This window comes from Blautia sp. MB18-30 (assembly GCF_023669475.1).
Lineage (GTDB): Bacteria > Bacillota > Clostridia > Lachnospirales > Lachnospiraceae > Blautia_A > Blautia_A fusiformis.
In genome coordinates, this window is sequence record NZ_JAMOYY010000004.1 from 118053 (window position 1) to 131126 (window position 13074).

At 48.3% G+C, this 13074-nt stretch carries 12 protein-coding genes; all 12 read right to left on the minus strand.

Translation table 11 applies throughout. From position 1 onward, the window contains the following. Nucleotides 1–92 precede the first annotated feature (92 nt). Nucleotides 93–389: a hypothetical protein gene (locus NCY57_RS03120; RefSeq protein ID WP_054335458.1), complete on the minus strand. Its 297-nt coding sequence runs from the start codon at nt 387–389 to the stop codon at nt 93–95. Continuing rightward, nucleotides 386–709 carry a DUF7768 domain-containing protein gene (locus NCY57_RS03125; RefSeq protein WP_054335457.1) on the minus strand — a complete coding sequence of 108 codons (324 nt, stop codon included), beginning with the start codon at nt 707–709 and terminating at the stop codon, nt 386–388. Before NCY57_RS03125 ends, NCY57_RS03120 begins: the two co-directional genes overlap by 4 nt. A gap of 76 nt (nt 710–785) precedes the next feature. Further along, on the minus strand, nt 786–1166 hold the full coding sequence (locus tag NCY57_RS03130; protein WP_250789472.1) for a DUF3848 domain-containing protein: 381 nt from the start codon (nt 1164–1166) through the stop codon (nt 786–788). Then, nucleotides 1147–1959: a DNA-methyltransferase gene (locus tag NCY57_RS03135; protein ID WP_250789473.1), complete on the minus strand. Its 813-nt coding sequence runs from the start codon at nt 1957–1959 to the stop codon at nt 1147–1149. The genes NCY57_RS03130 and NCY57_RS03135 overlap by 20 nt, the downstream gene beginning before the upstream one ends. A 17-nt stretch (nt 1960–1976) precedes the next feature. Beyond that, nucleotides 1977–2576, minus strand: a complete 600-nt coding sequence (locus NCY57_RS03140) for a hypothetical protein (protein ID WP_054335454.1) — start codon at nt 2574–2576, stop codon at nt 1977–1979. Then, a complete protein-coding gene (locus NCY57_RS03145; protein WP_173885164.1) occupies nt 2573–3385 on the minus strand; it encodes a hypothetical protein in 813 nt (270 codons plus the stop codon). The genes NCY57_RS03140 and NCY57_RS03145 overlap by 4 nt, the downstream gene beginning before the upstream one ends. A gap of 3 nt (nt 3386–3388) precedes the next feature. Then, nucleotides 3389–4354 (minus strand): DUF3991 domain-containing protein, encoded by a 966-nt coding sequence (locus tag NCY57_RS03150; protein WP_054335453.1) that lies wholly within the window; start codon nt 4352–4354, stop codon nt 3389–3391. Continuing rightward, entirely contained in the window at nt 4354–5514 is a 1161-nt protein-coding gene (gene metK, locus NCY57_RS03155; protein ID WP_180214484.1) for a methionine adenosyltransferase, read from the minus strand. The genes NCY57_RS03150 and metK overlap by 1 nt, the downstream gene beginning before the upstream one ends. 281 nt (nt 5515–5795) lie before the next feature. Further along, nucleotides 5796–6317: a type II toxin-antitoxin system PemK/MazF family toxin gene (locus NCY57_RS03160; protein ID WP_054335452.1), complete on the minus strand. Its 522-nt coding sequence runs from the start codon at nt 6315–6317 to the stop codon at nt 5796–5798. 89 nt (nt 6318–6406) lie between these two features. Beyond that, entirely contained in the window at nt 6407–7228 is an 822-nt protein-coding gene (locus tag NCY57_RS03165; RefSeq protein ID WP_173885166.1) for a class B sortase, read from the minus strand. Next, entirely contained in the window at nt 7194–7691 is a 498-nt protein-coding gene (locus tag NCY57_RS03170) for a gamma-glutamylcyclotransferase family protein (protein ID WP_173885168.1), read from the minus strand. The genes NCY57_RS03165 and NCY57_RS03170 overlap by 35 nt, the downstream gene beginning before the upstream one ends. A 75-nt stretch (nt 7692–7766) precedes the next feature. Further along, the gene (locus NCY57_RS03175; RefSeq protein WP_250789474.1) at nt 7767–13013 is read right to left on the minus strand and encodes a SpaA isopeptide-forming pilin-related protein; all 5247 of its coding nucleotides are present in this window, start codon (nt 13011–13013) and stop codon (nt 7767–7769) included. Nucleotides 13014–13074 lie beyond the last annotated feature (61 nt).

Genomic DNA, 13074 nt, shown 5'->3' on the forward strand with positions numbered 1-13074 from the left:
TCCAAACGCTATGCTTGCCAAACCAGTCGCACCGCCTGATTCGGTCTCTCAGTCAGAGTCAGGGTTTCTGATCTGCTGTATCGATCTAATATTTACCGCACCATCTGATGGTGCTGACTCCGGTGCTGTATCGATACCATCTTGGCATAATCTACTGCGATATCAACCAGCGCCACATCCTCATCCATGCCAGCTTCCACTCTGTCCAGATAGGGTTCCAGGCTCATCACTGGCATATTTTTAACGCCCTCTTTTTCCAACACCAGCAGGGCATTTTTCTTCTCGCTGATCTCTGCCTCTTTGATGTGAACCTGATAATCCTGATACCCCATTGGCAGGTATCTTCGTATTCCGGTTCCTATCATCTGATAAAACTCTATTCGGTTCATTCTGCCTCCTTGATCTTAATCAACCCATCCAGTGTCGTGCAGATAATATGGAGCCTGTCTGCCATGCTGATCTCAGCATTCATCGTACCGGACACCTCTTTCCCGCAGACCACCACCATCCGGCACCTCTTTAAGATCAGGTGGGACATCTTGGTTTTATCCTGCTGTTCCTCCGCTACGCCATCATCCAAAAATGGCGCAAATGCATACTGCGGACAGATGGGGACATACCCCAATTCGTAAATCTTCCGGCAGTATTTCTGTACTTTCGCCCTGCTCTCATCCGCAGGACAGCACACATAAGCCAATGCCTGTTCCATCGTGCGCCTCCTTCCTGGCATCCACATGGATGCCTATCTTTTTTATCTCAGCAGAACAGGTCATCCATGTGGATGCCTATCTCTCCTGTCCGGACAATATCCGTTCCGTCTTTACCATGTACTTTCGGAAATCCTCAATCAACTCTTTCAGGCCACCTTCCGGTAAGCCGTCACGTTCACGCCATTCTTCATAAATGTCATTCAATAGATTGGGGGATTTCAAAAGAGCCTTTACACTTACTGGAGAAAAATCTATATGTGCAAAGGCGGCTGCGATCTCATGCTTGGCTGCAATCTCATGCGCCGCTTCATAAATTTCTTCCGGCGTTTTCCCAAGCATTTCTTTATGAAAAACCGCCAGTTCGGACTGTACCCTTTCATAAAGCTGATGGTTCAGCTCCCTTTTTCGTTTCCGGTAATATGGATTCCTTTCACTCTCACGCATTTTGTCCGTCATTCTCTCCAGCGGCTGCATTTAAGGCAAACTGTACACGGTCAGTACCGAGCTTATAATAAGCGTCCGTCACTTCAATCCCTACTGCCTCATAGCCTTCTTCTACCGCGGCAAGGATCGTTGTTCCTGCTCCGGCAAACGGATCCAGAATACGTCCTCCCGGCTCACAGATCTGGATCACATCCTTCATCAACTGCAACGGCTTTTCCGTCACATGGATACGGTTCTGCGGATTCCCATACCGGAAAACGCCGGGTAAACAGGACACCGGACGGTTCACGGGCATCGGGCCATTGCTCCCCCACACGATATATTCAGCCTGCTGGCGGAAACGTCCTTTCTGCGGACGGGAGTTTCCTTTATCCCACACAGCCGTTCCTCTCCAGATCCAGCCCGCCCATTGCAGGGCATCGGTGATGGACGGGTACTGCCGCCAGTCAATAAACAAACAGATGGGCGCACCCTTTTTACAGGCTTTTCTCGCATCATACAGCCATTCTGCCATCCAGTGGGTCCAGGAACGCTGGTCTTTGTTATCCCCGTCAAAATCCGGCAGGGCATTCTCTGCTTTCATGCTGCTGTATTTCTGATTGGTGGTACGGTTGCGTTCATTCTGCTTTGTACCGCCGGAAGCATAGGGCGGATCTGTAATCAGGGCATCAAAAATTCCCGGCTGGAATGCCTGTACAATCTGCAGCGTATCGCCATGCAGGATACGCCACCTGTCGCCGCCGACAGATTCCACCGGGAATGTCCCTTCTTTCATCAGGTTATCAAGTTGCAGGTTATTCTCCATAGGCATCATCCTTTCCTTTATCGTTCTCTATCTTCTCTTTTATTCTTTTCGTTCCGGTATTCCTCCGGAGGCTCTAATTTCCGCTGTTTTACCAATACCTTCCGTTTTCCATTCTCCAGAATGAACATATCCTCCGTGCGGTTTAAGTAATGCTCACCTTCAAAGATATTGTCATTGACAACAAACCAGCCGCAGACGGATCCGTAGACATTGCTCTTTCTCCCAATCAGCGGGGACAGCCCATTGTCCGACCGATTGACTACCGCATTTCCGGAAAGCCTTGCATCCTCCTTCAGTTCACCACTGAAAAAACTGCTGTTCCCTTCTGCCACCGCCCGCTCAAACATTCTGGCATCGCCGCTTATCAATGCGCTTCCCCGTGCCACGGCGCCATCAAACATCCGGCCGTCATCTTCAACCACGGCTTCTTCACAGCAGATTGCCTGATTATAGATCCAGCAGGTCCCATCCTGGGACAGATTATCTTCCGTCTGAACATATCCTCCAAGCGCTCCGGGACCGACCTGCTCATTAACCTGGCATCTGGCACGGATCCGATGAAGCCACGGGTATTTCGGATGGGTGATCTCTGTAATTTCATATTTCTTCTGACTCATCGGCTGGTCCCTCCTTTCTCCGGCTTCCTATGCGGCTTTTCCTTCTCCTGTTTTGGCACACTCAATTCCGTTTCCACATATTCACTGATAATCCCAAGAGCCTGATAATAGTTCCCGGAATCCTGCACTCTCTGAAACATCTCATCTGCTTCTTTGCTCTGCCCATTTCTCACAAGGAGCCTTCTTGCATCTCCCATAATGGAAAAAATATTGCCATCATGCCCAAGAAGTTTCATTTTCGGACGGCGCACAGTTTCCTCTGCTTTTCTTTCCTCTGCTGGAGCCTGTATCTCTGATGCCACCAAAAACCGGAAGTCTTTGCCATACTGCCAGAAATGCACATTTAAAGTCCCGGCCTCTACAGGAATATCCCGCTGTTCAAATCCTTCTCCCCATCCGTCACTATACTGTCCGGTGATATAATCACACAGTTCCGGCATCTCATCCGATTGCAGGTGGTCTTTAAGCTGAAGCGTAACACACCCATAGAGAACATCATTGACTTCTTTTACCGACACTACGGCACTTTCCACCTTTTCTTTGATGGCCGGGCTGCCATCAAAATACTGCATCAGATTACATGGTTTGCCATCTTCACTTCCAAATGAATTTTCTTTATCCACCATCTCCTGGATCGCATCCTTATACTGGACAAGGTCTGTTCCATCCAATGGGAGGCCATCATACTCATAATCCCATGCCTCATCATTTTCATCCAGCTCATTCCAGTAACTCGTTTCCGGCATAAAATTCGCCGTTAAGGGTGTCAGCAGTTCCATCTGCATATTTTCATCCTGTTCCACTATCATCACCTACCTCTCCGGCGCTGCCCGCGCCTTTTTCTTTTCTTCCTTTTTCACCTTCGCCAGATCCGCATAATCTGCCCCTTCGATCTGCGGCAGGTTTTCTATGATCCGGTATGTAGTTCCGTAGGCTCTTTTGAGGTTTGCACATGCCCACCGTCCCGCAAAATCATTGTCCGTGCAGATTTCAATTTCTTCAATCTCCGGATGCTTTGAAAGGAAATGCTCCAGCGCAGGAGGCTTTTTCATCTCCCGATGTGTTTCTCCTTCTTTGGGCGCACTGATCCCGCCAAGCTCCAGACGGTATTTATCCAAACCGCCGCCTTCCAGTGTCAGATGGGCCAGTGCGTCAATGCAGGCTTCGTAAACCGCAACCCGCTTTGATTCCTTTTGGGGAGGCACACAAAACGCATACGCTTTTTCACTTCCTGCCTGCTCGATTTTAAAAGATTTTTTTCCGGTATCATAAATCCCACGAAGAAAAGCGTACCGGGCTTTCCCGTTTTCATCCCGGCCAACGAACACGGCATTATGATAAGTACTGCTCTCATAGAGGATTCCCAATCTCAGACAGTATCGGATGACATCCTCGCTGATACCCCTCCCGGAGAGGTATTGCAGGATCCTGCGGTTATTCATATTCTTCTCTGGCAGCACAAACGGTTTTCTCTCCGCTGCCGGAATCTCCTGCGGGATATAGACAAAATTCCCCTCCTGCAGCAGATTGACCGCCTCCATAAAGCTGAAACCATCCACCTTAGTCAGAAACCGCAGGGCGCTGATCCCACCGATATCTCTCGATTTCCAGTGCCATTTACTGGTGACCTCGTTGATCTTGAAACTGTCATGGTCCGTCAGCTCCCATTCATTGGCTGTCCTGGTTTTCTTAAGGCGGTTCGGCTGGTTCTCCCTCAGATATTCATAAGCCCGGATCTGCTTTAGTTCCTGGATCTGTTCCTCGCTAACCCATGGCATTACATGACGGTGTTCCGCAGTGCTTCCACCTTATCTGTCCGCTCCCACGGAAATTCCTTTCTTCCAAAATGTCCATAGGCGGCCGTCTGTTTAAAAATCGGACGCTTTAGGCGCAGCGTATCCATGATCTGATTCGGTGTCAGTGCGAACACCAATGGGATCGCCGCCGCAAGGCAGTCATCCGCACAGATTTTTCCCGTTCCAAAGGTATCCACCTGCACCATGACTGGCTGTGCCACGCCGATAGCATAAGCAAGGGACACCTGGCATCGGCTGGCAAGACCGGCAGCCACCATATTTTTCGCAATGTACCTGGCCATATACGCCCCGGAGCGGTCCACTTTCGAACAGTCTTTTCCAGAAAAAGCGCCGCCGCCATGCGGAACAATGCTGCCGTAAGTATCTACCATCAGCTTACGGCCAGTAAGCCCGGTATCCGCATCCAGTCCTCCGCAGACAAAACGCCCCGATGGATTAATATAAATCAGCGTATCCTCATCCGCAGGGAGCAGGCGCAGAGCCGGAGCCAGCACTTTATTTTTGATTTCCTGTTCCAGCTTCTTTAAATTCTTATCCTCTGTATGCTGGCAGGACACAACCACACTGTCCAGACGGACTGGCTTGCCATCTTCATATTCCACCGTTACCTGTGCCTTTCCATCCGGCAGGATCCCTTCTATAAAATGGCTCCGCCTGCTGGCAGTCAGTTCCCGGACAATCCGGTTCGCCAGCACCACGGGCATCGGCAAAAACTGCGGTGTCTCATCACAGGCATATCCGATCATAACGCCCTGATCCCCGGCTCCGTTCTCCCATCCTGTCTGATTCGGCGGAAGGCCGCAGCGTTTCTCCCTGGAACAGTCTACCGCTTTTGCAATGTCCGGACTCTGCTGATGGATCAGTGCATCCATTTGGATGTTATCTGTAGAATACCCCACATCAGAAAGTACCTTTTCCATAACCTCAAACACATACGGCTCATGGGTACTGGTGATCTCCCCGGCTGCCAAAAGCATTCCTTTTGTTGCAAGCACCTCGCAGGCTACCCGTGAGTCCGGATCAAATTTCAAACACTCGTCCAGGATACTGTCTGCGATCAGGTCGCAAAGTTTATCCGGATGCCCTTCTGTGACAGATTCTGCTGTATATAATCGTTTCATAATATAAATACCACCCTTCCTTTAAACTAAAAAATGCGGGATACATCCATTTCCCGGATATATCCCGCACCTCATTTAACTATTATCATTCAGATTGTAAAGAAAAACTCCCCAGATAATCTGGGGAGCCTCCAGAAGCTATACCTTTCGGTCCTACGGCTTCTTTTAAACATTTATATAGTACCCACTGTACCCTGATCTCTCAGGTATGGGACTTAATCATAATATCTCCTGCTTGCTTTCATTATATGCAAACAGCTTCCTCCTGTCAACACCGTTTTTTACAAACCGTATGCCCTTCTGAACTTTCCTTTCACCATTTCAAAATCCTCCGGCGTAAGTGTCCCTATACACCCTCTGGCTGCATCAAGCCTGGATTTGCTGACTGCACGGATTTCTTCACATTGCACCATACTGTCTTTATCAAGGAAATCATAAACATGCATGGAAGCAGGCACCTGCCTTCCCGGAGAGATCATTTTATCCTCGTCAGACGTACCAGAATAAAGCAGGAACCAGGAATCCTGCGCAGGCAGATTGTTGGCATTTACTTTACCCTTTGCGTCTGTAATGCAGATTATAACCACTTTTTCCGAATTATTGATGCGGTTATTGGACATCACAAGCACCGGACGGAGCTTATTTTTTTCCGTGCCGATATTGTATCCCATATCGCAGTACCAGATCTGCCCATGCAGAACCTGCCTGCGTTTATTGGTATTGAATTTTGAAATCCGGTTATAATTGACCTTATCCTTCAGCCATCCGGCTATATTATAGTATTCCTGTGCTTCCGGGTTCATGTTCCGCCTCCCTGTCCAGTAATGTGAATATTATAAAACTTTCCGTCCGCACATTCAACTGTTTTCGACAGCAGCCGGATCTTTTCATATTACGGCTCATCCCGAACAGCCACCACAATGTTCCTGGCGCCATTCCATTCATAGGAACACGTTACCAGAGTAAGTACCTGCTTTACATCATCTGCCGCAAGAATCTTCCCATTGTCGAACAGTTGCAGCCCTTTCGCCTGCGTGAGATAGGATAGGAGACCATCCGGCTCCTGAAAAGAGGCTTGCTGGAACGGGAACATGGACACATCTGCTTTCAGGACTGCCACGACAGTATAAGAAGATACGCCGTCCACAGTCTGGAAAAGAACAGTCGGGTGGGCTTCACAATAATCGGAAGATGCATACTTATCGAGATTCCCGAACATCACGCCGCTGTTCATGTTATGCCCATAGATGATGAGATTCTCCCCTTCCCGGACATCGCAGTTCCATTGCAGGAACAAACTCCCATTGATGTCCTGTTCCCCTTTATAATTCCGGTGCAGATAATATTCCGGATCATCCGCGCTCCCTTGCAGGACAGGATAATCTATGCCTGTATCCGGGATCGTAAGCCACCCACGGATATCCGGATACTGGTCCTGTAGGGCTGCCAGATCAACAAGGGGCTGCATGGTATTTTTTTCTCCAGCCGGCTGTTCTTCTTTGGAGGGATCCTCCGGGAGTTGTTCCCCCGGAAAATCTTCCTTCAGTGTCTCTGCCAGTTCCCGGTTCTCTTTCGGTATGGCTACCATGTGATAATACAGGAACCCCGCACTGATACAAAAAATCAAGAGCAGGAGCAGCTGCAAAATCCAGTGGGCGCCAGCCGGATGCCTGCTTGAATTATCGTTCCCATCCCTTTTTCCTGTTTTTTGCATCCTTGGCTTTCACTTCCTTTTCTGTCCGGCATACAGCGTCCATGATCGGCTCAGTTGGAATCCCATTCTGCTCACAGCCCTCCAAAATCCCACGCAGATAAAAATCCGATGGTCTGGCCGGGCAGTCTTTGTGCGGTGCGTTCATGACATAGGCCATAGATTCATAGGTTCTGCCATCTCCCGCTTTCACAAGAATGGCCTCTTTTCCGTACAAATAGGGATAACCCTCATAATGGTCCAGGCTTATCTCGCAGTCCTGCGTGATCTTCCATAAGACACCATCTACATGGCTGCCCGTTTCCGGCAGGATCGTTGCCACCCCTCTGTCCGGATTATGGCTGCAAAATGTCAAACGGTAATCCTCCAGACGGACGTTCCCGACCACCTGTGCGGACGGACAGCGATATTCCATCTGGTCTAAGTTCATGTTACTGCCATAGGCAAAATACAGCGTTTGCCCCAACCTATCACCTTCCTTCTAAAATTTTTCCAAAAACGGGAGCCCGCACTTTGGCAGGCTCCTTCCCATACATGGCTCTTAACCATTTTTGCGTTTCTTCCTTCTTCTGCTCACCGCAAGGCCAGTCAATCCGGCTGCGGACAGAACCATGAGAAGAAGCGGAAGCCAGAGGTTCGTATCATCTCCGGTTTTCGGTACATCGGTCGGTTTCGCTTCATCCTTCATAACCACTTTCTGGATTTCCGCCGTATCTTTTACTTCAAAAGTAATATCCTCAGCCACCAGGTAACCATCCGGGGCCTGCTCCTCGCGCAGTGTGTAAGTGCCAATCGGCAGTTTTTCAATATAATGCGGTTCACCCGTAGATACCCAGGTTTCCACCACGTTGCCATCGCTGTCCAAAATCGTCAGCTTGGCTCCTGGCAGCTCCTTCTTTCCGGTGATATCGGTCTTGCTGATCTCCACTTTGGTGACGTCATCTTTCATCTCCACCTTCTGGATCTTGGCGGTATTCTCGATAGTAAACGCAACGCTTTCCGCAGTCACATATCCGTCAGCAGGTTTTGTTTCAACCAATGAATAGGTCTTGCCTACTGCCAGTTCCTTAATGACATGAGGTTCTTTCTCGGATACCCATTCATCCACGATCTTGCCGGATTCATCAATCACCTGGAGTTTTGCTCCCGGCAGTTCTTTCCCGGTTGTTAAGTCGCTCTTTGTGATCTCCACTGTAGTCGGCTCATCTTCAAAAGTGAAAGCATAGGAAACCTCCGCAGTATCCTCACCCTGATACTCAAACGTGAATTCCTTTATCTCGTCTGTTGTTACGAAACCAGCCGGAGCATAGATCTCTTTTACATAATACTTTCCATCCACCGGAAGATCCGCCACAAAGGTAATTTTTCCTTCCGCATCTGTAGACTTTAATTCAATGATGGTGTCCGCTTCAATCAGGACTTTTCCTGATGCAGACAGGATGTCCTCTTTTGTGTAAAGTCCGAAGATCGCTCCCTCCAGTACACGGTCGCTGTCCTTTTCTTTCTTTAATACGGATACAACCGCCCTCTGTCTGTTATTCTGCCAATCTTCATCGTATACCACGACCGGAGTATCCTGGTCCCGGTAAGTAAGATCCACATATCTCGGTTCGTCATCCAGCACATATCCATAAGCTGTGCCTGCCTCAACCACATAATATTTTCCAACAGGCAGGTTTTCCACTTTTGCGATACCCATCTCATCCGTCGTTACGGTTGCTACCAGTTCATCCTTTTTAAAATGATCTTCACTCACATTATCCGCTGCTTTGATATCTTCGGCTGCGTAAATTTCAAAGGTAACATCCGTCAGGTTTCCGGTGATGTAATGAAAGATATGCTCCACAACTCCCTTGATCTGGCTGACTAATGTCACGCTGTCAAGGAATTCACCCTTTTTGTTGACGATCAGTGTTGCGGTCGGTACGTCATCCTTCATCTCCACTTTCTGGATCTCTGCCGTATCCTCTACTGTAAAAGTAACATCGGTTGTTTTCAGGTACCCAAACGGTGCAAAAGATTCACGCAGTGTATAACTCTCTCCCGCTGTCAGCCTTTTGATGATGTGCGGCTCATCCTTTACGGATACCCAACTATCAATGACATTACCATCTTTATCAATGACAGAAAGGGAAGCACCGGAAAGTTCTACGCCTGTGGTGATATCCGATTTCGTAATTTCAACCGTAGTCGGCTCATTTTTCTTTATGGCTTCCAGTTTGACTACAGGGATATCCTGTCCCTGGTAAGAAGCGTCAAAGGTAAGGATTTCATCGGAAGATACAAATCCGGCCGGCGCTGCCAGTTCTTTCACATAATATTTGCCAAACGGCAGGTCGAGCGCAAAGGCCGCCTTGCCTTTCCCATCACTGGTTACCGTCTCAAGCAGGGTATCTGCTGTTACGATGGTCTTATCACCGGATACGATATCTTCTGCATTGTAAAGCCCAAACTTGGCCCCCTCTACAACCGCTCCGTTTTCGGCATCCTGCTTCTCTACCGTGATGCTGACTTTCTGCCTGTCGTTGGTGAAATCCACTGTCTCCGTAATGACCGGAGTATCCTGTCCTTCATAGACAAATTCCACTTCTTTTGAAGATGCATGCAGGACATAACCCTCCGGGGCAGTTACTTCTTCGATCCGGTATTTTCCAAGCGGCAGGTTCTCTACCACGGCTTTTCCTTCCTCATCCGTTGTTACGGTCGCTACCAGCGTACCGCAGGCATACTCCAGGTTACGGCTGCCAGATTCATTGACCTGATGATCCGCCGTATAAATATCCTCTGCGGCATATACCTGGAACACGGCGCCCGCAAGATCTGCCGCTTCATAGTGGAAATCATCATCAAATCCAGACAATACTTCGCCATCTTTATGGATGATAAGCTTGCCTTTTGCCGGATGGTTTTCATATTCCACTTCAATGATGGCATCCTTACTAACTCCATCTACCTGGTATGCGGTATTGGAATCCACTTTAATCTCTGCGTAAACCGTATTTAATGTATATCCGTCCGGTGCAGTCACTTCTTCGATCCGGTAATTTCCCGGTTTCAGGTTCTCCGGCAGGATCAGATATCCTTCCTCATTCGTAAAATAGGATTTATGCACAGCCGTATTCGGATAGGTCGTTACCTGCTTCACATATTTCTGGTTGTCCAGATCATAAACTTTAAACTCTGTATTGGGAATCAGTACCGATTTCTTGGTCTCATCGTCTTTCTTGATGATCTTCAGCTTCGCCTCAAATTCATCATCCAGAAGGACACGCCATACCTGCGGTTCCGTTTTGTTTTCAGAGATTGTCACAACAAAATCATCTACCGGGGTAAAGTTATGCGGTGTCGTTGTCTCCCGCACGATGTACGTTCCGTAAGGGAGCGGGATAGAGCAGGCATAGCCTTTTTCATCAGTAAACATTTCTGTTTTCCCATCAGCGGTCAGGACGACCGGATCTGCGGAAGTAAAATCATAGGAACCATCCGCATTTACTTTCAGGCTGCTTACAAGGTACGCTGAAAATCCAACGCCGGATAAAAGATCCGCATCCGTTTTTCCATTATTCGCTGCCTTGATTACCTGGAATGGCTGTTTCTCTACCTGCTCCGGGGATTCTGCGGTACGCTCCACAGTTCTTGCCTTGTCCCCCTCATAACTTACTTCAATATCATGTTCTTCCTCATCCGGGAGATATCCGACCGGAGGGGTAATCTCTTTCACATAATATTTTCCGAGATACAGATCTTCTGCCTTGGCATTTCCCTTTGCGTCTACAGTCAAGGTTGCGACCTGGGTACCTGCTTTATAAAGGACACCCGTCTTTCCATCCGGATGCACGATGTCCTCACGGGCAAATAATCCATACACGGCGCCCTCAAAAACGGCATCCCCCTGTGTCACTTCTCCGGTCTCTTTATCTTTCTTTACCAGATGGATCGTGCCATTGGCACGTTCATCTGTCACATTTTGAGTGGTCGTACCTCCAATCACAAGATCCACACCATATGATCTCGTATCGATTAGATAACCAGTTGGTACTGAAATCTCTTTTAAATATACGGTATCCTGTGTCTTGGTGATCATCACGCTGGAAGCGCCATTGCTGTCTGTGGCCGGCATTTCTGTGATCAGCTTTGTGCAGTCTTTGTCACTGTAGATCCCATATACAGCGCCTGCAAGGTTATTTCCTGTCTTGCTGTCTTTCTTAACGATCTCAACCGTTGCCATCTTCAGCCAGCTCACCTTGAAATCCACATATTTTTCATCATCCACGCCTTCACCGAATACAAGGGCCAGATCCTGCGTGCCGGATCCCGTTGTGATCTTATAAGCGCTGAAATCCTTGGTGATGCTTCCTTTCATTGTAGCAGACCAGGTATCCTTTACATCTTCTGCCTGTGTCAGCGGTGCGGAAAGATAAAATTTAGTTCCTCCGCTTACCTCCACGCTTGCACCTGCCGCACTGGTCTTTCCAGTTGTCACGTTATGGAATTTGACGCCGCTTGGCAGTTTCATGGTGATCGTCTGCAGCTCATCCGCTTTAAATGTGATCTCTTTTGTCCGCTGTGAATTGCCATCAATATATGCAGTCACATCCGCATCGGAAAAAGACATTGCCACATCCGGGATATCCGGCTGGCTCACACAATAATTGTAAAGTTCCATTGCCAGTGCCTGTCCGGTGGAATTCGTACCGGAAAATGCGTCACCGCTTCCATTGGCATACGCAGCCGCCAGATGGGTAATGATGAATCGCTTTCCTGTAGAAAAATCCGGATGCTTTTCATCAAAGAATCCATTCTCACCGCTGGCTTTCGTACCATAATAGCAGACCTTGGCAAGCGTTTTTCCATCTGCCAGTTTTTCAATCGAATACACGCCATCCCCAGGTCCCGGCTTAGATGGCTGCACACAATATGCTGTCGCAGTGATACTTCCAAACTGAACCGTATATGGACAAGTCAGATAAGTTCCAAGTCCATAATCTGCATAATAATACCAGGAACCTTTTGTCACTGTCACACTTAAATTCCCGGTATTCGCTCTTGCAGATGCCTGAAAAGTGACACTCTCTCCTGCTTCAAGCGAAAACAGTCCCACTTCTTCCTCTACGGCCTGCTCCATCACATCAGAAACAGACAGCCCGCTTTCCTCATCCACAGTATCCTGTGTTTCCGCTTCTTCAAGCGCTTTATCAAGCTCCGTTTCTGTTAATCCTTCTGTCTGCAAGGTATCAGATGTGCCATCGGTCTGTACTTCTGTCTGCTGGCTCTCCGTTTGCGAGGCATCCTCCCCATCATCCTGGGTTTCCTCTGTCTGCCCTGCATCGTGGTTCTCTGTTTCTGATTCTATATTGCTGCGGGAAACAGTCCCCGTATCTTTCACCACCAGATTACGGCTGATCTGGTAGATCGGATGGTCCGTAGTCTTGGGTTCCACATAATAAACCGCCTTATAGGTATCGGCATGGTCTGTGGAAAAATCTTCTCCCTTGGTATTTTTGGCTTCTTCAAATGTAACTTTTACTTTGTTGTCGTCAATAATGTCAAGCCCTGTGAAATCGAAAGTCACATCAAAATCACTGCCGACCTCCACTGCATAGTCATGCGCCGTAACCACCTCATCCTCATTTAGCTGGTCTTTGACTTCTTCATATACCGGGGGCTTCTTTTCCTTTGGATCTGTCTCCGCAGCAGAGGCAGTCAAAGGGGATACGGCTCCAGAGAAGATCGTTACCGCGGCCAACAGCCCGGATATGATCTGTTTCATTTTTCTTTTCATTTTCATGGTCTTATTCATCCTTTCAAAAAAGTAAGCCGGAAAGATGTGATTTTCTATCCGGCTGGTT

What these genes read in the sequence shown, in the direction of transcription:
- NCY57_RS03160 (WP_054335452.1), bottom strand. Translation starts at nt 6,317, where the DNA reads ATGAACCCGGAAGCACAGGAATACTATAATATAGCCGGATGGCTGAAG.
- NCY57_RS03150 (WP_054335453.1), bottom strand. Translation starts at nt 4,354, where the DNA reads ATGCCATGGGTTAGCGAGGAACAGATCCAGGAACTAAAGCAGATCCGG.
- NCY57_RS03135 (WP_250789473.1), bottom strand. Translation starts at nt 1,959, where the DNA reads ATGGAGAATAACCTGCAACTTGATAACCTGATGAAAGAAGGGACATTC.
- NCY57_RS03175 (WP_250789474.1), bottom strand. Translation starts at nt 13,013, where the DNA reads ATGAAAATGAAAAGAAAAATGAAACAGATCATATCCGGGCTGTTGGCC.
- NCY57_RS03140 (WP_054335454.1), bottom strand. Translation starts at nt 2,576, where the DNA reads ATGAGTCAGAAGAAATATGAAATTACAGAGATCACCCATCCGAAATAC.
- metK (WP_180214484.1), bottom strand. Translation starts at nt 5,514, where the DNA reads ATGAAACGATTATATACAGCAGAATCTGTCACAGAAGGGCATCCGGAT.
- NCY57_RS03165 (WP_173885166.1), bottom strand. Translation starts at nt 7,228, where the DNA reads ATGCAAAAAACAGGAAAAAGGGATGGGAACGATAATTCAAGCAGGCAT.
- NCY57_RS03130 (WP_250789472.1), bottom strand. Translation starts at nt 1,166, where the DNA reads ATGACGGACAAAATGCGTGAGAGTGAAAGGAATCCATATTACCGGAAA.
- NCY57_RS03120 (WP_054335458.1), bottom strand. Translation starts at nt 389, where the DNA reads ATGAACCGAATAGAGTTTTATCAGATGATAGGAACCGGAATACGAAGA.
- NCY57_RS03125 (WP_054335457.1), bottom strand. Translation starts at nt 709, where the DNA reads ATGGAACAGGCATTGGCTTATGTGTGCTGTCCTGCGGATGAGAGCAGG.
- NCY57_RS03145 (WP_173885164.1), bottom strand. Translation starts at nt 3,385, where the DNA reads ATGATAGTGGAACAGGATGAAAATATGCAGATGGAACTGCTGACACCC.